This window comes from Curtobacterium sp. 179-B 9B NHS (assembly GCF_045370965.1).
GTDB lineage: Bacteria > Actinomycetota > Actinomycetes > Actinomycetales > Microbacteriaceae > Curtobacterium.
The window spans coordinates 95,873-118,897 of record NZ_JBIQDQ010000008.1 but is presented as its reverse complement, the minus strand read 5'-3'; the positions used below and the strand labels follow the sequence as shown (position 1 = coordinate 118,897).

At 72.4% G+C, this 23,025-nt stretch carries 23 protein-coding genes; 12 read left to right on the top strand and 11 right to left on the bottom strand.

Features of this window, described 5'->3' with window-relative positions; all coding sequences use genetic code 11:
• Positions 1 to 67 precede the first annotated feature (67 nt).
• Positions 68 to 1,129: an NADP-dependent oxidoreductase gene (locus ACH0A8_RS09215; protein ID WP_081984992.1), complete on the bottom strand. Its 1,062-nt coding sequence runs from the start codon at positions 1,127 to 1,129 to the stop codon at positions 68 to 70.
• A gap of 81 nt (positions 1,130 to 1,210) precedes the next feature.
• On the bottom strand, positions 1,211 to 2,131 hold the full coding sequence (locus ACH0A8_RS09210) for a metallophosphoesterase (RefSeq protein WP_209684957.1): 921 nt from the start codon (positions 2,129 to 2,131) through the stop codon (positions 1,211 to 1,213).
• A gap of 96 nt (positions 2,132 to 2,227) precedes the next feature.
• On the opposite strand from ACH0A8_RS09210, the gene ACH0A8_RS09205 reads away from it, so the two are divergent.
• On the top strand, positions 2,228 to 3,238 hold the full coding sequence (locus ACH0A8_RS09205; RefSeq protein WP_271826874.1) for a low specificity L-threonine aldolase: 1,011 nt from the start codon (positions 2,228 to 2,230) through the stop codon (positions 3,236 to 3,238).
• Positions 3,239 to 3,280: 42 nt separating this feature from the next.
• Here ACH0A8_RS09205 and ACH0A8_RS09200 read toward each other — a convergent pair whose 3' ends face one another.
• The 4 genes from ACH0A8_RS09200 to ACH0A8_RS09185 all read right to left on the bottom strand — a co-directional run bounded on the left by ACH0A8_RS09200 (position 3,281) and on the right by ACH0A8_RS09185 (position 5,589).
• Complete coding sequence (locus tag ACH0A8_RS09200; protein WP_209684956.1) at positions 3,281 to 3,715, bottom strand: hypothetical protein; 435 nt, start codon at positions 3,713 to 3,715, stop codon at positions 3,281 to 3,283.
• Between the two features lie 82 nt (positions 3,716 to 3,797).
• Entirely contained in the window at positions 3,798 to 4,073 is a 276-nt protein-coding gene (locus ACH0A8_RS09195) for a type II toxin-antitoxin system RelE family toxin (RefSeq protein WP_406907036.1), read from the bottom strand.
• Positions 4,066 to 4,329: a type II toxin-antitoxin system prevent-host-death family antitoxin gene (locus tag ACH0A8_RS09190; RefSeq protein WP_066655545.1), complete on the bottom strand. Its 264-nt coding sequence runs from the start codon at positions 4,327 to 4,329 to the stop codon at positions 4,066 to 4,068. Before ACH0A8_RS09190 ends, ACH0A8_RS09195 begins: the two co-directional genes overlap by 8 nt.
• A 60-nt stretch (positions 4,330 to 4,389) precedes the next feature.
• Positions 4,390 to 5,589, bottom strand: coding sequence for an ROK family protein (locus ACH0A8_RS09185; protein ID WP_406907035.1), 1,200 nt, complete (start codon positions 5,587 to 5,589; stop codon positions 4,390 to 4,392).
• A 134-nt stretch (positions 5,590 to 5,723) separates the two neighbouring features.
• On the opposite strand from ACH0A8_RS09185, the gene ACH0A8_RS09180 reads away from it, so the two are divergent.
• The 6 genes from ACH0A8_RS09180 to ACH0A8_RS09155 all read left to right on the top strand — a co-directional run bounded on the left by ACH0A8_RS09180 (position 5,724) and on the right by ACH0A8_RS09155 (position 13,058).
• The gene (locus ACH0A8_RS09180) at positions 5,724 to 7,022 is read left to right on the top strand and encodes an ABC transporter substrate-binding protein (RefSeq protein WP_406907034.1); all 1,299 of its coding nucleotides are present in this window, start codon (positions 5,724 to 5,726) and stop codon (positions 7,020 to 7,022) included.
• Between the two features lie 10 nt (positions 7,023 to 7,032).
• A complete protein-coding gene (locus ACH0A8_RS09175; RefSeq protein ID WP_066655553.1) occupies positions 7,033 to 7,983 on the top strand; it encodes a carbohydrate ABC transporter permease in 951 nt (316 codons plus the stop codon).
• Entirely contained in the window at positions 7,983 to 8,888 is a 906-nt protein-coding gene (locus ACH0A8_RS09170) for a carbohydrate ABC transporter permease (protein WP_406907033.1), read from the top strand. The genes ACH0A8_RS09175 and ACH0A8_RS09170 overlap by 1 nt, the downstream gene beginning before the upstream one ends.
• A gap of 86 nt (positions 8,889 to 8,974) precedes the next feature.
• Positions 8,975 to 10,636 carry a glycoside hydrolase family 13 protein gene (locus ACH0A8_RS09165; RefSeq protein ID WP_326495339.1) on the top strand — a complete coding sequence of 554 codons (1,662 nt, stop codon included), beginning with the start codon at positions 8,975 to 8,977 and terminating at the stop codon, positions 10,634 to 10,636.
• 230 nt (positions 10,637 to 10,866) lie between these two features.
• On the top strand, positions 10,867 to 11,835 hold the full coding sequence (locus ACH0A8_RS09160; RefSeq protein WP_066655558.1) for an ABC transporter ATP-binding protein: 969 nt from the start codon (positions 10,867 to 10,869) through the stop codon (positions 11,833 to 11,835).
• Positions 11,832 to 13,058 (top strand): ABC transporter permease, encoded by a 1,227-nt coding sequence (locus tag ACH0A8_RS09155; RefSeq protein WP_066655562.1) that lies wholly within the window; start codon positions 11,832 to 11,834, stop codon positions 13,056 to 13,058. The genes ACH0A8_RS09160 and ACH0A8_RS09155 overlap by 4 nt, the downstream gene beginning before the upstream one ends.
• A gap of 80 nt (positions 13,059 to 13,138) precedes the next feature.
• On the opposite strand, the gene ACH0A8_RS09150 is transcribed toward ACH0A8_RS09155, so the two are convergent.
• Both ACH0A8_RS09150 and pnuC read right to left on the bottom strand, forming a co-directional pair.
• Entirely contained in the window at positions 13,139 to 13,771 is a 633-nt protein-coding gene (locus tag ACH0A8_RS09150) for a TetR/AcrR family transcriptional regulator (RefSeq protein WP_406907032.1), read from the bottom strand.
• Positions 13,772 to 13,845: 74 nt separating this feature from the next.
• A complete protein-coding gene (pnuC, locus tag ACH0A8_RS09145) occupies positions 13,846 to 14,511 on the bottom strand; it encodes a nicotinamide riboside transporter PnuC (RefSeq protein ID WP_406907031.1) in 666 nt (221 codons plus the stop codon).
• A gap of 99 nt (positions 14,512 to 14,610) precedes the next feature.
• On the opposite strand from pnuC, the gene ACH0A8_RS09140 reads away from it, so the two are divergent.
• Positions 14,611 to 15,153, top strand: a complete 543-nt coding sequence (locus ACH0A8_RS09140) for a hypothetical protein (protein ID WP_271826870.1) — start codon at positions 14,611 to 14,613, stop codon at positions 15,151 to 15,153.
• A 25-nt stretch (positions 15,154 to 15,178) separates the two neighbouring features.
• Here ACH0A8_RS09140 and ACH0A8_RS09135 read toward each other — a convergent pair whose 3' ends face one another.
• Positions 15,179 to 15,937 carry a TetR/AcrR family transcriptional regulator gene (locus ACH0A8_RS09135; RefSeq protein ID WP_406907030.1) on the bottom strand — a complete coding sequence of 253 codons (759 nt, stop codon included), beginning with the start codon at positions 15,935 to 15,937 and terminating at the stop codon, positions 15,179 to 15,181.
• A gap of 85 nt (positions 15,938 to 16,022) precedes the next feature.
• On the opposite strand from ACH0A8_RS09135, the gene ACH0A8_RS09130 reads away from it, so the two are divergent.
• Positions 16,023 to 16,886 carry an NAD(P)H-binding protein gene (locus tag ACH0A8_RS09130; protein WP_311206046.1) on the top strand — a complete coding sequence of 288 codons (864 nt, stop codon included), beginning with the start codon at positions 16,023 to 16,025 and terminating at the stop codon, positions 16,884 to 16,886.
• Between the two features lie 65 nt (positions 16,887 to 16,951).
• On the opposite strand, the gene ACH0A8_RS09125 is transcribed toward ACH0A8_RS09130, so the two are convergent.
• Positions 16,952 to 17,692, bottom strand: a complete 741-nt coding sequence (locus ACH0A8_RS09125; protein ID WP_326495332.1) for a hypothetical protein — start codon at positions 17,690 to 17,692, stop codon at positions 16,952 to 16,954.
• Positions 17,693 to 17,760: 68 nt separating this feature from the next.
• Here ACH0A8_RS09125 and ACH0A8_RS09120 point away from each other — a divergent pair, with 68 nt between their 5' ends.
• Positions 17,761 to 18,315, top strand: coding sequence for a hypothetical protein (locus ACH0A8_RS09120; protein ID WP_311206044.1), 555 nt, complete (start codon positions 17,761 to 17,763; stop codon positions 18,313 to 18,315).
• A gap of 12 nt (positions 18,316 to 18,327) precedes the next feature.
• Here the strand turns inward: ACH0A8_RS09120 and ACH0A8_RS09115 are convergent, their stop codons facing one another.
• Complete coding sequence (locus ACH0A8_RS09115; RefSeq protein WP_406907029.1) at positions 18,328 to 19,212, bottom strand: aminoglycoside phosphotransferase family protein; 885 nt, start codon at positions 19,210 to 19,212, stop codon at positions 18,328 to 18,330.
• 191 nt (positions 19,213 to 19,403) lie between these two features.
• On the opposite strand from ACH0A8_RS09115, the gene ACH0A8_RS09110 reads away from it, so the two are divergent.
• Positions 19,404 to 21,173 carry a hypothetical protein gene (locus ACH0A8_RS09110; protein ID WP_406907028.1) on the top strand — a complete coding sequence of 590 codons (1,770 nt, stop codon included), beginning with the start codon at positions 19,404 to 19,406 and terminating at the stop codon, positions 21,171 to 21,173.
• A gap of 227 nt (positions 21,174 to 21,400) precedes the next feature.
• Complete coding sequence (locus ACH0A8_RS09105) at positions 21,401 to 22,906, top strand: cryptochrome/photolyase family protein (RefSeq protein ID WP_406907027.1); 1,506 nt, start codon at positions 21,401 to 21,403, stop codon at positions 22,904 to 22,906.
• Positions 22,907 to 23,025: the final 119 nt, after the last annotated feature.

Genomic DNA, 23,025 nt, shown 5'->3' with positions numbered 1-23,025 from the left:
GCTCTCCCGCGCACGCATCGGGCCCGGCCTCCTGCCGGAGACCGGGCCCGATCCTCGCGCGTGTGGTTCAGGCCTCCGGGCTCGCCGACCCGCCGGCCATCGTCTCGGTGTCCGCGCCTCGTGCATCGGCGTAGCGGTCGCGCAGGTCACGCGCCTTCTCCGAGCGGTACCAGTCGAGTCGCGCACCGGTCTCCACCGTCTGCATGCCGATCACGACCTTGCCGCGGGAGCGCATCTCGGCCAGGTCCTCGTAGGCGTCGACGATGTACTCGAACGGGTAGAAGCCCGAGATGAGCACCTGCACGCGGCGGTCCTGCACGGCCTTGCCGAGCAGGGTGAGCAGGTCACGGGCCTCCTCGTCGTCGGCCGGTGCCCGCAGGAACCGGATCTCGACGTCGCGGCGGTGCTCGGAGGTCACCAGCCGCTCCGACGGCACGCCGAGCCGCGATGCGAGGTCCGCTGCACCGCCACCGCCGTGGTTGTCGATGAACGCGGTGATCGGCCGGCCGGCCGCCATCTGCCGGATGCGGTCCTCCTCGCCCTCGCCGTACGCGACCGGCAGCGTGCCGATCTGCCGCAGGTAGTCGTGGTTCCGCGGGCTGCCGAGGGCGATGACGGTCGCGCCGGCATCGTGCGCCAGCTGGCACTCGATGTGCCCGACACCGCCGGCAGCGGCGGAGATCACGACGGTGTCGTCGGGCCCGAGACGGAGTCCGCGGACGATCGTCGCGGCGGTGGCGCCGGCCAGGTAGAGGCCGCCGGCGACCTCCCACCCGACGTGCTCGGGCTTCTTCACGACCGCACCGCGGGGCACGCGGATCCAGGTGGCGTGGGCACCGCCCTCGGGCGCGTGGCCCATCACCTCGTCGCCGACCTTGAGGTCACGGACCTCGGCGCCGCGGGCCCGGACGATGCCGGCGAAGTCGACGCCCTGGTGGGCAGGGAACTCGAGGTCGATGTGGTCGCGCAGCTTCCCCTCGCGGAGGAACCGCTCGACGTGGTTCAGGCCGGCGGCGACGACCTCGACGACGACGTCGCCGGGTCCGGGCTCGGGACGTTCCTGCGGGACGAGGTCGACGACGTCGAACCCGCCGTACCGGTCGTACTGCACTGCACTACCGATGCGCATGGGGGACTCCTTCCGTGGGCATGGCTCCGGTGTACTCGCGACGCCGGAACGGTGTCCGTGAGCGAGGGGCGCCGGGCGCCGTCAGCGCGCGGCGGGCCCCGCCTGCTCCGCGATCCGTGCCACCGTCTCGGCGTCGAGCGCGAAGGCGAGCACGTCGCGGTCCGGGTCGGGGACGCGGACCGGTGTCGACCAGACGGAGCCGTCGGTGGCGACGTCGACGACCAGTGCGCCGTGGGCGACGTGGGCGGACTCCTCGGCGTACGGTCCGACGACGTCCGTGTCGTTCGCGACCCCGGGCGCGACGAGCACCGGGACGCCGGCGAGCGACCCGGCGCTGTGGTGGTGCTGGTGCCCGCCGAGCACCACCCGGACGTCCGAGCCGTCGAGGAGCTCGGCGAGGTCCTCGGGGTCCTGCAGGCGGAGGGCCTCGTGCAGCAAGGTCGGCGAGGGCACCGGCGGGTGGTGGAGCACGACGACCGTGCCGTGCGGGACGGGCTCGCCGGTGAGCGCCGTGCGGAGTCGCTCGAGCGCGGCGTCGCTGAGCGCGCCGTAGCCGGCACCGGGGACGCTCGTGTCGACCGTCACCACGCGGAAGCCGGCGACGACCGACTGCCCGGAGACCGGCACGGACGGCGGGACGTACTCCATCGTGTGCGCGAGCGGCGTGCCGCCCTCGCCGAGGACGTGGCCGTTCGCGAGGACCTGGCGGAAGCCCTCGCGGAGGTCGTGGTTGCCGGGGACGAGGACGAGTGCGGCGCCGTGCCGCTGCGCCCATGCGCCGATCCGCTCGCGAGCGGTGCGGTAGGACGCGGGACTCCCGTCCTCGGACACGTCCCCCGAGACCACGACCAGGCCGACGCCCGGGACCCCGTCGACGTGCGCGAGCACCGCGTCCAACGCCGCCGTCGTGTCGACCGACCCCTGGTGCAGGGCACCGTCACCGGTCAGGTGCGTGTCGGACAGGTGGAGGATGCGGAGGGTCCCGGCTGCTGGCGGCTGCATGGGCCTCACCGTAGCGACGCCGGTGATCGACGGACTGGACGGCGGGTCGGTGTTGCCTGGTGATCGACGGACCGGACGGCGGGTTAGCGTTGCCCGGTGACCGACGCTCCGATCGACCTGCGCTCCGACACCGTGACCCGCCCGACGCCCGCGATGCGCCGGGCGATGGCCGACGCCGAGGTCGGTGACGACGTCTTCGGCGAGGACCCGGAGACGAACGCCCTCGAGCGCGAGGTCGCCGACCTGCTCGGCCACGAAGCCGGGCTCTTCACCCCGACCGGCTCGATGGCGAACCAGCTCGGGCTGCGGCTGCACGTCGCGCCGGGCGAGGAACTCCTGGCGGACGTCCGTGCCCACGTCGTCCGCGCCGAACTCGGTGCCGCGGCGGTGTTCTCCGGCATCACGACGCGCACGTGGCCCTCGGAACGCGGACGCCTCGTCGCGGCGGCGGTCGCGGAGGTGGCTGAGCCGAACGCCGGCGCCTACAGCGTGTCCACGACGGCGATCGCGATCGAGAACACGCACAACTTCGGTGGCGGGACGGTGCAGCCCGTCGACGAGGTCCACGCCGTGCAGGCGTTCGCGCGGGAGCACGGCATCGCGGTGCACCTCGACGGTGCCCGGTTGTGGAACGCCCACGTCGCGTCGGGGATCGCGCTGCGCGACCTCGCCGCGGGGTTCGACACCGTGTCGGTCTGCCTGTCGAAGGGGCTCGGCGCGCCGGTCGGCTCGGTGCTCGTCGGCTCCCGGGAGCACGTCGCCGCGGCCCGCACCTGGCGGAAGCGCTACGGCGGGGGCATGCGGCAGACGGGCTTCCTGGCCGCGGCGGGCCGGTACGCGCTCCGGCACCACGTCGACCGTCTCGCCGAGGACCACACCAACGCCCGGGTGCTCGCGTCCGCGCTCGACGTCGACCCCGCGACCGTCGACACGAACATCGTCTTCGCCGAGGTGACCGATCCGGCAGCCTTCGTGGCCGCGGCCGCCGAGCGGGACGTGCGGGTGATGCAGCTCGGCCCGAGGCACGTCCGGCTCGTGACGCACCTCGACGTCAGCGCCGAGCAGGCCGCCCGTGCCGCCGAGGTCCTGGCGGCGCTCCCCCGCTGAGGGGCCGCGACCGGCCGCCGGGCGCTCGCGTCCCGCGCCCGGTCAGTCGCACATCCAGCGCGAGCCGAAGGCGTCGTGGACCCGACGCAACGCGTCCGGGGTCCCCCACTCCTGGACATCGACGCAACCAGGACCGGCCTGCGCCGCGACGACGCCGAACCGCCCGACACCGCTGTACGCGTACCGGACGCCCGACGCGGCAGCCTGCGAACCGGTGCCGAGCGATCCCCCCGGCAACTGCAGCTGGCCTCCGTCGGGGAAGACGAGCACCTGACCGGTCGGCTCGCACGCTGGCGGGTCGTCGGACGCCAGGGCGGAGACCGAGACGGGTGCTGCGCCGTTGCACACCGGGAGCGGGGCCGCGTCGCTGCCCGTCAGGGTGAGGACACCCTCCTCCGGACCGACGGCGACGCACCCGGTGCACAACACCGCGAGCAAACCGAGGACCGTGGGAACGAGGACGGGTCGGATCGTCACGGGCCCAGTCTGCCGCGGACCGAGCCGCGGTGTCACTGATCGGCCCAGGGGGGTCGGCGGTCGGTCGGTCGGTCGGTCGGGTTCAGCGGTACACGTCACGGCGGTGGCCGATGACCAGCACGAGGACCACCAGACGATCGTCGACGATCTCGTAGACGATCCGGTGTTCGCCCACACGGACCCGGAACTCGCCCGGCCGGCCGACCAGCGCGGTCGACCCTGGCGGACGCGGCGTCGTGCGGAGCAGGACCAGGGCGGCGAGCAACCGCCGCTGCACGACCCGGTCGAGCTTCGTCAGCGCCTTCGCGGCACGCTTGGTCAGCTCGACCCGGTACTCGACGGGCGAGGCTTCACCCAAGCGTGATGCCCAGCTCGCGGGCGACCTGCTCGAGGGGCAGCGTCTCCGGGTCCTCCGCGAGTTCCCGCCGAGCGCGATCGACAGCGGCCCGGTCCATCGCGTCCTCGAGCGCCTGCAGTGCCCGGCGAGCCAGTTCCGCCTCGAGCACGACGACCTGCTCGCGGCCGCGGACCGTGATGGCGACCGGTTCGCGGTGCGCATGGTCGATGAGGTCGGACCATCGCTGGCGTGCTTCACTCGCGGGCAGGTTGTACATGTACCGATCGTACGACTCGTACGTCCGGTCGGGAAGGGCTCGGTGGGAGCGGATCGGCGGTCAGGTCGCGACGGCGGAGGTCTCGGCGGGCAGCGGGAAGGCCAGCGGATCGGCGTGCACGAGGTCGAGGGCACGCGCGACGGCGCCGAGGACCACGACGTCGCCGCCGAGCCGCGACGGCACGACCTCGGGCGTCGGGTCGTACTCCCAGGCAGCCAGGTGCTCGCGCGCCCGCTCGATCACGGGAGCGGCGGCGTCGGCGATCGCTCCGGCGACGACCACGCGGTCGATGTCGAGCAGGCTCGCGAGCAGGACGCAGACCCGGGCGAGGCGGTCCCCCAGGCGGTCGACGACCTCGAGCGCCACCGGGTCGAGCAGGGCGGCGGCGGCGAACACCGCCTCGGCGCCCGGCTCCTCGACGCCGCCGAGCAGGGAGGCCGGACCGATGCGCCCGTCGGCCCGCGCCGCGCGGACGAGCTCGCGGGCGGTGCGCCCGATGCCGTTCGACGAGGCCACCCCGTCGACCAGGTCGAGCACCCGGAGCTCACCGGCACCGCCCCGGGCACCACGGAGCAGCACGCCGTCGACGACCAGGCCGGCGCCGAACCGCTCGCCCGAGAGCAGCGCCGCGAACGAGGCGTCCCCCGAGGAGGGCCGTTCGGCCAGCGCGGCGGCGTTCGCGTCGTTCTCGACCACGACGACACCGTGGGGCACGACGTCCGAGAAGCCCGGGTTCATGCTGTCCCAGAAGCCGCCGTCGCGGGGTGACGCACCGAGCGCGTCGACCGGAGCCGGGATGCCGACGACCGTCACGAGCACGCGGGCGGCGTCCACGTCGGCCGCGGTGAGTGCCGCCGCGACGGTGTCGGTCGTCACACTGAGCCGGACGGGCACCTCGAGCCCGGATTCGCCGAGCGCCCCCTCGGTGCGGGCGAGGACGGCGCCGCGCAGGTCGGCGACGAGCGCGGTGACGCGGTGCTGCCCCGCGTCGACGCCGACGACGACCCCGGCGTCCGCGACGAGTTCCCAGCGCCGGGCGGGCCGGCCCTTCCGGTACTCCCCTGCCGTGCGGGCGTCGTCGAGGTCGCGGAGCCAACCGAGCCGGACGAGCTCCGCGCACGCGGCGAGGACGGTCGAGCGGGTCAGCCCCGTGGCGTCGATCGCCTCGGTCGCCGTGAAGGCACCGGACGACGGCTCGAGGGCGTACGCCAGGACCGTCTCGGCGCTGGTCGCGCGGGGGGTCACACGGCGTTGTGGCATGCGCCGACCCTACCGCGACGCGACTTGCTTGCGCGATTAGATTTTCTGAGTACATTTAGTCGCGCGAGCCGACACCGACGCCGGCACGCGAGTCGGAACGGCAGGGACGCCGGGTCCGGACGGACGGAGACGACGTGCAAGCACACGCCACCACCAGGAGCACGGCCGGGGTCACCCGCCGCGGGTTCCTGCTCGGTGCGGGCGGCATCGGCGCGGGCCTGGCACTCGCCGGGTGCGCCCCGCTCGGAGGATCGAGCAGCCGACCCGAGACGATCACCTTCTACGTGTCGAAGCCCGAGGTCATCGGGTACTTCGACGACGTCATCGCGAAGTTCCACGACAGCCAGTCGACGATCCGCGTGGTCCGCGACTCGACGTCGAACATGTCCGCGAACTTCGTCCGGAACCGACCGCCGGACCTCGGGTGCCTGAACTACAACTACGCGATGGTGTCGTTCGTCGAGCACGGGGCCCTGACCGACCTGTCCGACCTGCCCGAGAAGGACACGATCAACCCCGACCTCTGGCCCCTGATGCGCCAGACCGCCGACTACCCGGGCCGGACGAGCGTCCTGCCCTACTCGGTGACCGCCGCGTCGGTGATCTACGACAAGCAGCTGTTCGCGCAGCAGGGTCTCGAGGTGCCGACGACCTGGAGCGCGTTCACCGACGTGTGCGAGCGTCTCGTGAAGGCCGGGATCACCCCGATGTACGGCACGTACAAGGACAACTGGACGATCGCCCAGGGCATGTTCGACTACTCGGTGGGCGGCATGCTCGACGTGCCGTCGACCTTCGCGGCGCTCGACCGCGAGGGCACCTCGGTCGGCAGGGGGTCGGCGGTGTCGTTCGAGAAGGACTTCGCCGCTCCCGTCGGTCGCATGGTGGACCTGCTGCAGTGGCACCAGCAGGGCGCCGCCAGCCGGGGCTACGGCGACGGCAACCTCGCGTTCGCGCAGGGGAAGGCGGCGATGTACCTGCAGGGCCCCTGGGCGCTCGGCGAGATCGCGAAGACGAACCGCGACATGGACCTCGGCACCTTCCCGTTCCCGGCGACCGACGACCCCGCCGACAACAAGGTGCGCGTCAACGTCGACCTCGGGCTCTGGATCCCCGAGGCCTCACGGAAGCAGGAGGCCGCCCGCGAGTTCCTGTCCTTCCTGATGAGCCCGGAGATCAGCGACCGGTACAACGCCGACAACAACGGCTTCGGCGTGCGGAAGGACTCTCCTCCGGTCTCGAACCCCGCGCTCCGCGGCATGCAGGACTCGTACGACCAGGCCGCGTTCTACCTCGGCGCCTCGCAGCTCATCCCCGCCGAGATCCCGGTGGCGAACTACCTGCAGTCCATCGCCTTCGGCGGTGCGCCCGACCCGCAACTCCGCACCCTCGACGGCGACTGGGCGCGGCTCGCGCTCCGGTCGGCCGCGTAAGGAGACGACCTTGGCCACCACGACCACCGAATCGATCACGACGGCGGACCGCCGCCGCCGGGGCGGAGCCGCACCGCGCCTCCAGGCCGGCGTCCGCGGACGCGCCAAGCGCGTCGATCCGCTCTTCCTCCTGTTCCTCGTCCCCACGCTCGTGCTCTTCACCCTCGCCATCACGCTCCCCGCAGCGATGGGCATCGTGCTGAGCTTCACGAACTCCGTCGGCTTCGGCGAGTTCCGGTTCACCGGCCTGACGAACTACGTCGCGGTGTTCTCCGACCCCGCGATCCTGCAGGCGTACCTGTTCACCATCGGGTTCTCGCTCGTCACCGTGCTCCTGGTGAACGCCGTGGCGTTCCTGCTCGCGATCGCGCTGACGTCGAAGATCCGCGGCAAGATCGCGCTCCGCGGCGTCTTCGTCCTGCCGATGGTGATCTCCGGCATCGTCATCGCCTACGTGTTCTCGTTCCTCTTCGCGAACAGCCTGCCGGCGCTCGCGACCACGCTCGGCATCGCCCCGCTCGAGCAGAGCATCCTGGCGAACCCCGACCTGGCGTGGGTCGCGATCGTCGTCGTGACCGCCTGGCAGGCGATCCCGTCGACGCTCCTCATCTACATCGCCGGCGTCCTGTCGATCCCCGGCGAGGTGTACGAGGCCGCGGCGCTCGACGGTGCCAGCGCCTGGCGGCAGCTGGTCTCGATCACCGCACCCCTGACGGCGGGCTACATCCTCATCAACCTCGTGATCGGGTTCAAGAACTTCCTGAACTCGTACGACATCGTCGTCGGCCTGACCGACGGCGGCCCGGGCACCTCGACCACGACGGTCGCGATGTCGATCTTCAAGGGCTTCAGCGGCGGCGACTACGCGTACCAGATGGCGAACGCGACGATCTTCTTCGTGATCGCCGTCGTCATCGCCGTGATCCAGCTGCGGGCGACCCGCGGGAAGGCAGCGCTCTGATGACCATGCAAGCACCCCTCCGTCCGGTCACGACGGCGACCGGCAGCATCCGGTCGGTCGACGCCGACCGCACCGCCGGACGCCGCGGTGAACGGTTCAACTGGCCGGTCACGATCGTCCTCGCGCTGTGCACCCTGTCCGTCCTCGTCCCGCTCTACGTCACCGTGACGATGGCGTTCAAGACCACGACGCAGGCCGTGGACGGCAACGCGTTCTCGCTGCCGGCGCCGTTCAGCGTCGACGGCTTCGTGCAGGCCTGGGAGCTCACGGACTTCCCGCGGGCGTTCGGCGTCTCGGTGCTCATCGCGGCGATCACCGTCGTCGGGACGATCCTGCTCGCGTCGTTCACGGCGTACGCCATCGCCCGGAACTGGGAGCGCCGCTTCTTCCGCTGGTCGTTCTTCTACCTGCTCGCCGCGATGTTCCTGCCGTTCCCGGTGCTCGCACTGTCGCAGGTGAAGCTCACGGGCCTCGCCGGGCTGGACAACCCGTTCGGCGTCGCGATCCTGCACGTCATGTTCCAGCTGTCGTTCAGCGTGCTGCTCTTCACCGCGTTCCTGCGCTCGATCCCGGCCGAGCTGGAGGAGAGTGCCCGCATCGACGGTGCGAGCACGGGGCAGGTGTTCTGGCGACTGGTGTTCCCGCTCCTCGCGCCGATGAGCGCCACCGTCGGCATCTTCGCGTTCCTGGCGTCCTGGAACGACTTCGTGATGCCGTCGCTGATCACCTCGGACCCGGCGCTGCAGACCCTGCCGGTGCTGCAGCAGATGTTCCAGACGCAGTTCAGCAACAACTACAACGTGTCGTTCGCCTCGTACCTGATGGCGATGGCCCCGGCGATCATCGTCTACCTCGTCACCCAGCGATGGGTGATGGCCGGCGTGACCCAGGGCGCGATCAAGTGACCCCGCCGTCGCAGTCCGCGACCGCGGACACGAACGCAGCTGCAACGACCACGACCACCACCCGCACGAACAACGAAAGGCCCGACGTGACCGACACGCTCGTCCAGCCCGCAGCCGCCACCGACGCCGAGACCTGGTGGCGCCAGGCGAGCGTCTACCAGGTGTACCCCCGCTCGTTCGCCGACGCGGACGGCGACGGCATCGGCGACCTCCGCGGGGTGACCTCGCGGGTGCCGTACCTGGCCTCCCTCGGCATCGAGGCCGTCTGGCTCAGCCCGTTCTACCCGTCCGCACTGGCCGACGGCGGCTACGACGTCGACGACTACCGCGAGGTCGACCCGCGTCTGGGCACCCTCGCCGACTTCGACGAGATGGTCGATGCCCTGCACGGCGCCGGCATCCGGGTCATCGTCGACATCGTGCCGAACCACACGAGCGACCGGCACGAGTGGTTCCGCGAGGCGCTGGCGTCGCCGAAGGGCAGCCCGGCCCGGGACCGCTACGTGTTCCGCGACGGCACCGGTCCCGACGGGTCCGAGGCGCCGGCCGACTGGGTGTCGATCTTCGGCGGCCCGGCCTGGACCGCCGTGGGCGACGGCCAGTGGTACCTGCACAACTTCGCGACGGAGCAGCCCGACCTGAACTGGGCGAACCGCGAGGTGCGCGACGACTTCCTGCACACGCTGCGCTTCTGGTCGGACCGTGGTGTCGACGGCTTCCGCATCGACGTGGCGCACGGCCTGGCGAAGGACCTGCCCGCAGGCGAGCTGCCCACGTGGGCCGAGGTGCTCGCCGCCCCGAAGGACGGCTCGCACATCCTCTGGGACCGCGACGACGTGCACGAGATCTACGCCGAGTGGCGCACGGTGTTCGACGAGTACACCCCGGCACGGACCGCCGTCGCCGAGGCCTGGGTCGCAGCCGACCGCCGTGCCCGGTACGCCAGCGCCGAGGGACTCGGGCAGGCGTTCAACTTCGACCTGCTCGAGGCGGACTTCGACGCACAGCAGTTCCGCACGATCATCGAGTTCAACCTCGGGCTCGCCGAGCAGTCCGGCTCGTCGACGACGTGGGTGTTCTCGAACCACGACGTCGTCCGGCACGCCACCCGCTACGCACTGCCCGCCCGGAACGGCGACGAGCAGAAGCAGGGGTCCGCGTGGCTGCTCGCGGGCGGTGACCAGGCGGCGCTCGACCGTTCGCTCGGACTCCGTCGGGCCCAGGCGGCGACGCTCCTCGAGCTCGCACTGCCCGGCTCCGCCTACCTGTACCAGGGCGAGGAACTCGGCCTGCACGAGGTCGGCGACATCCCCGACGCCGAGCGCCAGGACCCGGCGTTCTTCCGGAACCCGGGCGTCGACGTGGGCCGTGACGGCTGCCGCGTGCCGATCCCGTGGACGCGGCAGGGTTCGTCGTTCGGGTTCGGCGACGGCGGCTCGCACCTGCCGCAGCCGGCGTGGTTCGCGCAGGTCTCGGTCGAGGCGGAAGACGCCGACCCCGACTCGACGCTGAACCTGTACCGGAAGGCCCTGGGCCTGCGCGGCCAGCTGCAGTCCGAGGAGCACCTCGAGTGGCTCGAGACCGGTCGCGACGACGTGCTCGCGTTCCGCCGGCCGAACGGCTGGACGAGCGTGACGGTGTTCGGCGACGAGCCGTACGCACTCCCCGCCGGCGAGCTGCTGCTCGCCTCCGCGCCGGTGGCAGACGGCGCGCTGTCGGGTGTGGGGACCGCCTGGTTGCGTTCCTGACGGAACCCGGTGGCGGACGGGAGGCGCGGTGCAGGCAGGCACCGCGCCTCCCGTCCGTCGTGTGGTCACCTCGGTCGTCGCCCACCGGGCAGGACCGGGCGTACCAGGTGGGAACGGGCGTACCGGGTCGAACCGTTCGACCAGGTACGCCCGTTCTCGCTTCCCACCGCACGTGCGATGGGAAGGAACGGGCGGCGGAACTCGCGGCGGCCGCCGGTAGGGTCGGCAGCATGAGCGGCGCGAGCATCAGCGTGCGGGACCTCGTCATGCGCTTCGGGGACCGGGACGTCGTCGACGGGCTGTCGTTCGACGTGGCCCCCGGCGAGACCTTCGGGCTGCTCGGCAGCAACGGATCGGGCAAGACCACCACGATCCGGGCGCTGCTCGGCATCACGACGCCGACCTCCGGCACCCTGCTCGTCGACGGCGCACCGTACCGACCCGCGACCGGCGGCATCGGGTACCTGCCCGAGGAGCGCGGGCTGTACCGCAAGGAGTCCGTGCTCGACGTCATGACCTACTTCGGCACGCTGCGGGGCCTCCGCCGCACCGAGGCCGCGGCGTGGAGCACCGAGTACCTCGAGCGCGTCGGGCTCGCCGACCGCGCGAAGCTCCGTGTCGACAAGCTGTCCGGCGGGCAGCAGCAGAAGGTGCAGCTCGGCATCACGATCATGGACCGACCGCGCCTGCTCATCCTCGACGAACCGACGAAGGGGCTCGACCCGGTCAACCGTCGGCTGCTCCTCGACCTGGTCGACGAGCGGAAGGCGGACGGCGCGACCGTGGTCCTCGTCACGCACCACATGGACGAGGTCGAGCGCCTCTGCGACCGCATCCTGCTGCTCAAGGACGGCCGGGCAGCCGCGTACGGCAGCATCCCCGACGTGCAGGACGCCTTCGGCGGCGCCGTCGCCCGGGTGCAGCTCACCGGCACGGTCCCCCGTTCTCCCCTGTACCGCCTCGCCCGGCACGAGGGTCACGTCGCCCACCTGGTGCCCACCGAGGCAGCCGCGGTGGACGGGTCGGACATCCTCGCCGCGCTCGTCGGCGCAGGTGTGCACGTGACCGCGTTCGAGATGCGCCGCATCCCGCTCGACGAGATCTTCGTCCAGGTCTACGGCCACGACGCCGGGGCCGACCAGGCCCCGGCCGGCCGGGCGTCGACGCAGCACACCACCGCGAGCGGGGCGGCGGCGTGAGCCGGCTCGGGACGGTCGTGCGCTTCGAGTTCGTCCGCGCCGTCAAGAAGCCCGCGTTCTGGATCGGCACCCTCGCGCTCCCGATCGTCGTCGTCCTGGTCTCGGTGCTCGTCGGCGTCGGACAGGCGGCCGGCTCCGACTCGATCTCGTCGAGCGCCTCGGCGGCGAAGACCTCGTTCCGGTACGTCGACCACTCGGGCCTGGTGTCGGCGCGGGTCGCGGCCGAGTGGGGCGGGTCGCCGTCCGACGACCCGGCCGCCGACCGCGCGGCCGTCCGGGCGGGCACGCTCGAGCTCTTCGTCGAGTACCCGGAGAAGCCGTCGGCGCAGGCGATCCGGCTGGATGCCGCCGACCGCGGACTGTTCGAGAACGGTGGCTACTCCTCGCTCGCCGAGCGGGTGCTGGAACGCAGCGTCGCGGCCTCGGTCGGTGACGACGAGGCCGTCGCGCTCCTCCGCGCCCCGCCGTCGACCGACCTGACCACGTACGCCGACGGCCGCGTCGCACCGGGCTGGCTGTCGATCGTCCCGCCGCTGCTCTACGCCCTCGCGTTCTTCGGCATCGTGATCCTGCTCGCGACCCGCATGGTGACGGTGGTCGTCGAGGAGAAGGAGAACCGCATCTCCGAGATGATCCTGACCGCGGTGACGGCCGGTGACCTGATCCGGGGCAAGGTCCTCGCCATGTTGCTCGTCGGGCTCGTGCAGGTCGGGGTCGTCGTGCTGCCGGGGCTCGCGGTCGCCCTGGTCGCACTGCCCCTCGTCGCGTCGCGGCTCGGCGGCCTGACGGTGGACCCGTGGCGGATGGTCGTCGGTGCGCTGCTGCTCGTCGGCGGGGTGCTGCTCGCCTGCGGGCTCTTCGTCGCCGTCGGCGCTGCGGTGCCCTCGATCAAGGACGCCTCGACGCTGCAGTCCGCCGCGATCTTCGCCCTGATCATCCCGCTCTACGCGGCGTTCTTCGTGATGACGACGCCGTCGTCGCCGGTGGCGGCGTTCTTCACGTACTTCCCCACCTTCACGCCGATCACCGCCATGGTCCGGAACGCCGTCGGATCGCTGTCCGTCGTCGAGTCCGTCGTCTGCATCGTCGAGGTGTTCGCCGTGGCCGCGGTGCTGCTCTGGTTCGCCGAGTACCTGTTCCGCCACTCGGTGGCGCAGTACGGGTCGAAGGTCACGGTGCGGCAGATCGCCGGCTGGCGCCGGGGCCGAGCCCGGGCACGCTGACGCGGTCCGACGGACACGGGTCGTCGACGAGCCGACGGGCTGACGGGCCGACGGGTGCAGGCGGCGGCACCGCTCGTGGGTCAGCCGCGGACGAGCGCCTCGTCCACGTCCCAGGCCACGGCTTCGGGCTCACGCCAGCCGTGCCGGAGCGTGTGCACGGCACGGTCGTACTCGACCAGGACGTCGAGGTACGGCCGGACGAGCATCTGCAGCTGGAGTCCCTCGTAGACCGCGAGCAACTGGGTCGCGGCCTGGTGGGCGGGGATGCCGATGGTCTCCAGACCGGCGTCGACGTCGCGCTGCAGCCCGACGGTGAGCTCCTCGACGTACTCCTCGAAGCGTTTGCGGAAGAAGCCGGCGAAGTCCCGTTCGGACGCGGCGAGGGTCACGACGCCCGCGAGCACCCGGACGAGACCGGGGTCGGCGACGTCCTCGGCCAGGGTCATCCGCACGTGCTCGAGCGTGCACCGCGGCACCGACGACCGGCGGGATCCGCGGAGCTGCAGCCAGCGGTCGTAGACCACCAGGAGCAGTCCGTCCCAGGTCGGGAAGAGCCGGTCGACGACCGTGCGGTCCACGCCGCAGGTCTCGGCGACCGTACCGACGTCGACCTCGTGGAACGGGTGCAGCCGGTAGGCCCGGATCGCCCCGCGCACGATCCGCTCGGCCAGCGACGCGTCGTCCTCGACGGACCCGCCGTGCATGTCTGCCATCCCGACAGTCCACCGCACCCGGCCCCGGCGTGTCTCCACCCAGTGCGGGGGTCAGGCAACACCTGTCGAGCGCGTCAGCCCACCGTCACCGGCGCCGCCGAGGGCTTGCGCCCCTGCTGTACCCAGACGAAGAACCCGGTCAGGGTGAAGGCGCCGTAGAAGACGTACATGAGCCCGGACGCGTAGTAGCCGGCCGAGAAGAGCAGCGGCACCCCGACCAGGTCGACCGCGACCCAGATCAGCCAGAACTCGACCCAGCCCTTCGCCATGCCGTACGTCGCCAGCACGGACCCGACGAAGATCCAGGCGTCGCTCCAGACCGGCTCGTACGAGCCGAGGGCCCCGAACACGGGCGTCAGGACGGCGGTGCCGCCCACCAGCGCCAGCACCAGCAGCCCCCGGGTCGACCAGGAGGCCCACCGCGGCTCGACGACGGTCGTCGCCTCGTCCGCGCGGTGCGTCCACCGGTACCACCCGTAGACGCTGACGACGATGAACATGACCTGTCGGCCGGCCTGGCCGAGCAGGTTCACCGGGTTCGGGGTGTCGAAGAGCGCACCCATGAACACCGTGAAGAGCAGGGCGTTCCCGAGGATCCCCACCGGCCACGCCCAGACCCTGCGACGCATCCCGCCGAGCGCACTGAGCAGCCCGAACACGTTGCCGATCACCTCGCGCCAGAGCACGGTCTGGTCGCCGATGACGAGCTGCGCGTCGAACAACCACCGCACGATGCCCATGGGCCCTCCTCGTTCCGAGACCGTGCAACCGTACGGGCAGCGGGCGCATTCCTCCGGCCGCGCGACCCCGTGTGACGTGCCGGTCTAGGCTCGGGCAGCGTGACGGACGGGCTCGTGGAGGACGCGGTGCGGCGAGTGCAGACCCTGCTCGACCACGCGGCCGCGCGCCTGCGGGCAGCCGGCGTCCGCGACGAGGCCCTCGGCGAGTACGTCGAGCCCCGCGCCGTCCTCGGGATCCGTCGGGAGCCGACGATCCGCTCGCTCGGCCGGGTCTGGCGCGTCGGAGCCCTGCTGCTCGGATCGTCCTCCGAGACCGCCGGCGGGGTCTGGGCGACCGGGCAGATCACCCGCGTGACCGACCCCGGACGCCAGCAGTTCGTCTCGGTCTCCGCCGAGGTGCGCCGCGCCTACCGGGCGGCCGCGGCGAAGGGGCACTTCGCCGCGGGCGACACGGTCAACCACGGCGCGGTGCCGATCCCGCTCGACGACTCGCTCGTCGGGGCCGATGGTGTGCTCGCCGTGGTCGACGGCGAACCGGTCGTCCGCTGGTCCCCCACCTCCGGGACCGCCGTGCCGCTCGAGGACTACCTGCGGGACCGGGTCGCGCTGCTCGTGGACCCGCCGAGGGGCGCGACCGACTGAGCTGCGTCCGACGCAGGTCGGACGGTCAGGCTCCTCCGGAGTCGGACTCCCGACGCCCCGCCGCCACGCGGTCGAGCCACTCCGCCAGGACAGCGCGCTCGGCTGCCGTCAGTCGGTCGAGTTCCTCGACGCCGGCGCGCAGGGTCGACGCCGCGGTGCGGAGCGCCCGGTCGGGACCGGCGACGACGTCGCGCTCGGGGACGACGACCTGCGCCTCGACCGCGGCCCAGACCGTCTCGGCCAGGGCAGGGTCGCGTCGGCCCTCCGGTTCGCCCAGGATCGCGAGCACGGCACCGGTACCGGCCGCGTGCACCAGCCGGACCGCCTCCGACGCCCCGACGAGGAGACGTCCGGCCACCGCGACCCGTCGCAACCGTTCCTCGAGCACACGCAGCCCGGCCGCAACGGCGGGTGACCCTCGCCCGCGACGCGGGTCGCTCATGATGACGAACAGGTCGGGGTTGGCGAGCCCGAAGGCGATGGTCGCGTCCCATCCCGCGCGGAGCGCCTCGACCGGGTCCGTCCCGTCCGCTCCGGCGGCGTCGACCACCGCGGCCTTCTCGGCGCTGAACACCGTCATGACGTGCTCGGCGACCGCGTCGAGCAGTCCGTCCTTGTCCCCGAAGAGCCGGTAGATCGTGGGCGCCTGCACTCCTGCCCGTGCGGCGACCGCTCGCGTCGTCACCGCGTCGACACCGCCGTCGTGGAGGAGCTCCGCAGCGCCGACCACGATGCGCTCGCGGACGTCGCGACGGGAGTCGATCGCCGGTGCGGTACTGGTCACGGATCAACGCTAACAGGTGCTTGCTTCCACCGAAAACCAGCGCTACGGTTCTCGTGTTTCCACCGCTAACACGAACGAGGCCACCATGATCACGATCACCGGAGCGACCGGCGCACTCAACGGCGCCACCGCCGACCACCTCCTCGACCACCTCCCGGCATCCCGGCTCACGGTGGTGACACGGGACCCCGCACGCGCCGCGCGGTTCGCCGAGCGCGGCGTGACGGTGCGTCACGGCGACTACGACGACCCGGCGGGCCTGGTCGAGGCCTTCGCCGGCTCGGACCGCCTGCTGCTCGTCTCGTCGAACGACCCGGGAGGGGACACCGTCCGGCAGCACCGGAACGCCGTGCAGGCCGCGGCGAGCGCCGGCGTCGGACACGTCTTCTACACGAGCCACCAGGGCGCGGGAGCGGCGTCCCCGTTCGTGCCGGCACAGCACCACGCCGCCACCGAGGACCTGCTCGCCGAGTCGGGCCTCCGGTGGACCTCGCTCCGGAACGGCTTCTACGCCCACAGCCTGCAGTGGCTGCTGGGGCCGTGGCCGGAGACGGGGACGGTCGCCCTGCCGGCAGACGGACCGGTGTCCTGGACCGCCCGTGAGGACGCAGCCGAGGCGGCCGCCGCCCTGCTGCTGCAGGAGACGCCGGCCGAGGGACCGGTGACCGTCACCGCAACCGCGGCACCGACCTTCGGGGAGCTCACGGACCGGCTGGCCGAGCGCGTCGGTCGCGACGTCGGCTTCCGGCTCGTCGACGCGGAACAGTGGGTCGGCGGCGCCGTCGCGGCGGGGCAGGACGAACGCATGGTCCGGTTCCTGCTCGGCATGTACGAGGCAGCGGCCGGAGGGTGGTTCGCGGGGACGGACCCGACGCTCCGGACGCTGCTCGGCCGCGAGCCGAGGTCTGCGGACGACGCACTCGACGCCGTCGTCGCCGGCACGCGCTGAGCGGACGCCGTCGTGCCGGTCGGCCTGCCGCGAGCGCGACGCCCCGGCCGACCGGCCGACCGGCATCAGTGGCGCGACCGCGCGGTGAGCCACTCGTCGAAGGACGGTCCGACCACCTCCGTACCCACGTCCGGCAGGAGCGCACCGTCGCGGAACGCGCGCCCCAGCCGACCGGGGATGCGGAGCGGCAGCGCACGGACGCCGGGAGCGGGCAGCGACTCCGTCATCGCCAGCAGTGTCGTCCGCCGCGGCCCGGCGACCTCGACGCGTCGCTCCCTGCGCTCACCCGAGACGACCTCTGCCACGACGGCGGCCACCGCGGTCAGCGCCACGGGAGCGATCGTCATCGCCGGGACCAGCGCGACGCGACCGACACCGAAACGCTCCGCGTTCTGCTCCGCGAACTCGTGCCACTGCGTCGAGCGCACCACCGACAGCTCGGCACCGGTCGTCGCGGCGGCCCGTTCCTGCGCTGCCTTGCCGGCGAAGTAGCCGTACCCCTGCACCTCCGGACGCTCGCACCCGAGGACCGAGAGCAGGACGTGCCGCGCCCCGACCGCTGCGGCAGCCGAACCGACCGCGGTGGTCGACCGGACGAAGAAGTCGGTGGCTCGTCGGCGGCTCGTCGTGAAGCGACCGGTGGCCTCGACCACCACGTCGGCGCCCCCGAGCACAGCCGCGACGTCGTCGCGCAGGACGTCGAACCCCGTCCGCCGCGACGACACCTGCACCGCCCAGCCCCGCGCGGCGATCGCCGCTCCGATCGCTCGACCCGATGCTCCCCCGCCGACGACGACTGCGCGCACGACACCCTCCCGATCAATCCTCTACAGATGTAGAGAACAGTACGATGTCCTGGCCGAGAGGGGAAGCCATGGGACGACGCGACGACCTCGCCGACGCGGCGGTCCGTCTCGTGGCGCGCGGCGGCGCGCGGTCACTCACCCACCGCGGCGTCGACACCGAGGCAGGGGTCCCGCCCGGGTCGACGACGTACTACGCGTCGACCCGGCACGCACTGCTCGCGCTGGTGGCGGCGCGGATCACCGAGCAGCTGGCGTCCGACGTCGCCGGACTCCAGCTGCCGGAGGACCCGGACGACGCCTCGGTCGTCGCGGTCGCCACCGGGTTCCTCGACGCACTCGCTGCTCGCGGCGATGCACAGGCCGCCCGGCTCGCGCTCCTCGTCGAACTGCGCGACGACCCCGGACTGCGTGCTCCCCTGACCGGCGCCGACCCGGTGCGTGACGACCTCGTCCGAGCGGCACGGACCCTGCTCGACGGCATCGGCGTCGTGGACCCGGACGGCTCCGCACGGGACCTCGTCGGGATCGTCGACGCCCTGCTGCTCTACCGGGTCGGCGCGGTCGCCGCCGTCGATCCGACCGCGGTGCTCACGGCCTACGTCGCCGGGCTCCCGCGGAGGTGAACCCCGCGGTGATCAGGCGCCGAGCCGGTCGACCACCGCAGCACGGGCCATCGCGTCGACACCGTCGCCGAGCGCTCCCCTGCTCACCGACCAGAGAGCGGACTCGACCAGCCGCGCCGTGCACCAGGCGGCGATGCGGTCCGGGGACTGGCCGGTCGTGTCCGACAGCACGGCGACCCGGTGCCGGACGGCGCGCAGGGGGTCGCCCGTGCGGAAGGGGTCGTCGACCTGCACGAGCACCGGGCTCAGGTCGTAGGCCGGATCGCCGACCATCGGCTTCGGGTCGATGACGAGCCACGGCGCCCGGACCGCCGCGAGCACGTTGCCGGGGTTCGCGTCCCCGTGCACGACCACCGACCGTGGGGCGCCGCGGGGCAGGGTGCGGAGCAGGTCGGTGCCACGGCGCACGAGTCCGGGGTCGAACGGAGGCGCGAGTTCGAGCATCCGGGCATCGGCGAGCGCCGCCCACTCCGCGGCGACGTCGGCGACGGACTCGAACGGGTGGTCGTCCGGGATCCCGGTCGCCCAGAGCCGCGTGAGCAGACCACCCGCGGTGCGCAGGCGCTCCTCGGCCGGCACGTCGTCGCGCTGCACGAGGCGGGTGCCGGGGTCGCAGCGCTCGAGCAGCAGCACGAAGGGGTCGTCCGGGTCCACGGCGAGCAGGCGGACCGCCCCGGCGCCGTCCCACCACCCGAGCGCTGCTGCCTCGTGCTCGGCCTCGCGGTGCGGCAGGGACAGCTTGAGGACGGCATCGCCGCCGTCGGGCAGCCGCACTCGGACGACGTGCGAGACGCTGCCGCCCGCGTACGGCTCGCCGGGGCGCAGGTCCCAGCGCTCGACCGCGCGGGCGAGCAGACGCGGGACGGACGCACGCCAGTCCTGCTCGGTCGGCCACATGCTCGGAGCGTACCGAGCGCCGGGACGGGGGTGGCGGGGCGGGGGCGATCCGGGCCTCCAGTCCGACCCCCGAACGGGGTACGCACTTGTCCGCCGCAGCACCGACTGCCGCGGCGTCCGGGCGGGTCTACCGTCTGTTGCGGGCGGCAACGGGGCCGTCCGACGACGAATCGAGCATCATGCAACGACGGATGAGCACGCTCCTCGCGACGATCACGGCGGTCGGACTGGTCGGCGCCCTGGCGCCGGCCGTGCAGGCACAGGCAGCCGTGCCGACCAGCGACACCCCGGACCTCGGCAGCAACGTCAAGGTCTACAGCCCGTCGACACCGACCTCGACCATCCAGGCCGACGTGGACGCGGCGTTCGACTCGCAGCTCCGCAGCAGCGGGGCGCAGTTCGGCTCGCAGCGGTACGCCTTCCTCTTCAAGCCGGGCAGCTACGGTCGGCTCTGGGCGAACCTCGGCTTCTACACGTCCGTGGCCGGCCTCGGCAAGAACCCGGACGACGTCCGGATCAACGGTGCGATCAACGTCGACTCCGGGTGGAACGCCGGTGACGAGAAGAACGCGACGCAGAACTTCTGGCGGTCGGCGGAGAACCTGTCGGTCGTCCCCGAGGGCGGCACCGACCGCTGGGCGGTGTCGCAGGCCGCACCGATGCGGCGGGTCCACGTCAAGGGGAACCTGACGATGGGACCGTCGAACCAGGACGGCGGTCAGGGCTACTCGTCCGGTGGGTACATCGCCGACTCGAAGGTCGACGGCACCGTCACCAGCGGGTCCCAGCAGCAGTGGTACACCCGGAACTCCTCGCTCGGCAGCTGGCAGGGCGGGAACTGGAACATGGTGTTCTCGGGGGTGCAGGGCGCTCCCGCGAACGACTTCTCGAAGAGCTGGACCACGCTGTCGACCACGCCGGTGACGCGTGAGAAGCCGTACCTGTACATCGACTCGTCGAACAAGTACCACGTGTTCGTGCCGTCGCTGCGGACGAACTCCACCGGGGTGACGTGGCCGAACACGCCGGGGACCGACATCCCGATGCGGAACTTCTACGTCGCACACCCCGGTGACAGCGCGACGACGATCAACAGCGCGCTGGCGCAGGGGCTGAACCTGTTCTTCACCCCGGGCACGTACCAGCTGGACGCCGCGCTGAACGTCACGCGTCCGGACACCGTCGTCACGGGCATCGGCTTCCCGACGCTCGTGCCGACGAAGGGCAACGCGGTCCTCACCAGCTCGGACGTCTCGGGTGTGAACGTCTCGAACCTCGTGGTCGACGCGGGGACGACGAACAGCGCGCAGCTCGTCCGACTCGGCACCGGCGGCTCGCACGTCGACCACGCGTCGAACCCGCAGAGCATCCAGGACGTGTTCTTCCGCGTCGGGTCGAGCATCCAGGGCAAGGCGTCGACGACGCTGCAGGTCAACGCGGACGACACGCTGGTCGACCACATCTGGGCGTGGCGGGCCGACCACGGCGGAGCGGCCACTGGGTGGAACGTCAACACCGGCGCCACGGGTGTCGAGGTGAACGGGGACGACGTCCTGGCGACCGGGTTGTTCGTCGAGCACTACCAGCGGTACGAGGTGCTGTGGAACGGCAACCGGGGTCGGACGATCTTCTTCCAGAACGAGATGCCGTACGACGTGCCGGACAACGCCTCGTGGCAGAGCCCGACCGGAGCCGGGTACGCGGCGTACAAGGTCGCGTCGGGGGTGTCGAACCACGAGATCTGGGGCGGTGGTGTCTACTGCTTCTTCAACACGAACCCCTCCGTGCACGCAGACCGGGCGTTCGAGACGCCGACGGGCGCGGGGATCCGGGCGCACGGGCTCGTGACGGTGTCGCTCGGTGACACGGGCACGATCTCGAGCATCATCAACGGGGTCGGTGGGGCGGTACCGACGCCGGCGGGCAACACGGCGCCGAACCGGCTCGCGTCGTACAACTGACCGGGCCGTCCGGCCGCGGCGGGGCCGTCGACGACACCGGTCGCACGACGGGCCGTCGGCGGCCGTTCCGGTCGCACGACGTGCCGCGCCCGCCGAACACGAGCGGCACGTCGTGCGACCGGAACGCGGCCGCCGGGCCAGCCCTGGCCGCCGACGCCGACGTCGGGGCACACCGGCCGTCAGCCGGGCGTCAGCCGGGCGTCACACGCCGCCGGTAGCGTCCGGGCATGGCACCCGACCACGGCAGCACCGACGCCGGCAGCACCGACCGCACCCGGCTCGTCCTCCCGGGGCAGTACGGACCGCTGTTCGACGACGGCGGCCCCGCGCTGGTGGTCGAGGCGCGCGAGTTCTTCACCGCCCGACCGATGCACCGGGCGAAGGCACACCTCTGGTTGAGCGCCCTCCGCCACCGGGTGCGGGAGCTCGGCGACCGGGCCGAGCACGTGCGGGTCGAGGGTCTCAAGGACGCCCTGGTCGGTCGGGACGACCTCGACGTGGTCGACCCACCCTCCCGCACCCTGCGCGCGCAGGTCCGGCACTGGGGCCGTGGCACCGAGATCCTGCCGAGCCGCGGCTTCATCACCGACGAGGCCGAGTTCGCCGAGTGGGCCGCCGAGCGCACCGGACGCTTCCGGATGGAGACCCACTACGAGCGGGTCCGCCGCCGCGAGGGCTGGCTCATGCACTCGGACGAGCCGATCGGCGGGAAGTTCAGCCTCGACGACCAGAACCGGGAACCACCGCCCAGGGGAGCGACCACGCTCGGGCTGCCCGATCCGTGGTGGCCGACCGAGGACGAGATCGACGACGAGGTCCGCCACGACCTCGACCGCTGGGAACACGACGGCCTCGTCCGCTTCGTCGGCAGGGACGACACCCGCCGCTTCGCCGTGACCGCCGACGAGGCCCGGCAGGCCCTCGACGACTTCGTGCAGGTCCGGCTCGGGGACTTCGGGCCGTTCGAGGACGCCACGCTGACGAACGACTGGACCATGGCGCACTCGCTGCTCAGCGTGCCGATGAACCTCGGCGTGCTCGACCCGTTCGAGGTCGTCGAGGCAGCCCTCACCGCGCACCGCGACCACGACGCCCCGCTCGCGAGCGTCGAGGGCTTCGTCCGCCAGGTCGCGGGCTGGCGCGACTACGTCTGGCACCTCTACTGGTGGTTCGGCGACGACTACGGCGCCGAGGAGAACGCCCTCGGCGCACACGAGCGGCTCCCCCGCTGGTGGCAGGAGCTCGACGCGGCCGAGATCGACGCGGTCTGCCTGTCCACCGCGATGGAGGGCCTGCACGACCACGGCTGGCTGCACCACGTCCAACGGCTCATGGTGCTCGGCAACTGGGCCCTGCAGCGGGGCTACGACCCGGTCCACCTCACGGAGTGGTTCACCGACGTGTTCGTCGACGGCACCGACTGGGTGATGCCCGCGAACATCATCGGGATGTCGCAGCACGCGGACGGCGGGATGGTCGCGACGAAGCCGTACGCCTCCGGTGGCCGCTACATCGACCGGATGTCGGACCACTGCGGCGGCTGCCGCTACGACCCGACGAAGCGGCTCGGCGAGGACGCGTGTCCCTTCACCGCCGGCTACTGGGCGTTCCTGTCGCGCACCGAGCCCGCGCTGCGGGAGAACAACCGGATGGCGCGGCCGCTGCAGCAGATGCGGAAGCTGGCGGACCTCGACGAGGTGGTGGACCAGGAGGCGCGGCGCGGCACGCCCTGACCGGCCCCGCGGTACCAGGTGCCCAGGGGCGGACGGGAGGCACGTGGCGGCGGCGCCACGTGCCTCCCGTCCGCCACCCGGTCGCCCGGTTGCGTCGGTGGGCAGGAACGGTCGGGGCG